The organism is Acinetobacter sp. YH12137, from assembly GCF_013418535.1.
In the GTDB taxonomy this organism is placed as follows: Bacteria; Pseudomonadota; Gammaproteobacteria; order Pseudomonadales; family Moraxellaceae; genus Acinetobacter.
Window position 1 is genome coordinate 1 of the sequence record NZ_VPBW01000098.1, and the last position, 1029, is coordinate 1029.

The 1029-nt window shown below is 40.4% G+C and carries 1 protein-coding gene; it reads right to left on the minus strand.

Translation table 11 applies throughout. The annotated features are described in order from the left end of the window. On the minus strand, positions 1–932 hold a 932-nt coding region (locus tag FTU72_RS16255; RefSeq protein WP_180087661.1), incomplete at its 3' end, for an IS4-like element ISAbe18 family transposase. Positions 933–1029 lie beyond the last annotated feature (97 nt).

Here is a 1029-nt window from a genome sequence, read left to right on the forward strand (position 1 = left end):
CCTAGAAACGCTTTTAATTTGAGATTCTGCTTAATCGCCTTAAAGAACAGCTCAACTTTCCAACGATCTTTATAAATCGCCGCAATGGTGGAGGCGGCTAAATGAAAGTTATTGCTGAGAAAGCTAAAGTGCTTGCCACTTTGCTGATCTCTATATTCAATTCTTCTTAACACTGGGGCTTTTCTTTTTAGGGCATGTGCGCTATTCAGCTGAATGGTTTCATCTTTTAGAATACCTTTGGATTCAAGCACTGGATGTTGCTGGATCACCTGATACACAGATTTAGGCCTAAAACGTGTGACAAATCCAATGTTTTGAGCAGTCAGATTTGCATACCATTGGTAATCGACATAGCCTTTATCAAAAACTACAATGCTGCCAGCAGGAAACTGGAATTTGCGGCCTTGTACCATGTCATTTTCTTTGCCATTTTCAACTGCAACAAACTCAGGAATATCATTGCTGTGATTCAATCCTATACTGAGTTTCATGCTGGCTTTTGAGTCGTGAACTTTGGCCCATTCACATAAGGAAAGCGACAGGTCAATATGACTGGCATCCAAGGAATACAAGGGATTCTTAAAGCGAAATTTATGAGCGACTTTTGAGTGGTCATAGTATTTAAGCAACTTGTAAAATAGCTGTTGATACAAGGCAGCAGGCTGCTGCTCATTGATTCGTGCCAGCGTGCTTCGGGGAATAGACTTTGCTCCGAGATGACTTAGCTTTTCCTGTTGGCACTCCAAATTGGATTGAATATCTCTCAGACTTTGCCTACAAGAGAATTGAGACATCAATATGGCAATAAACTGATCCCACCGGGAAGCCGCTCTAAATTTCTGTCCAACATGGTGTACTTTAGCAAGTTGTTCAAAATCCTGTCGCACAACAGGTTTAATTAGCTCATGAAATACGGTATTCTGATGTGACAAAACCTGAATCCTGGTCGTTAAAGTGTTTGTTTGCACTCATATTTTAACTGTTAGGACTCAGGTTTTTTTATTTAAAGCAAACTATGGGACAGCAGTG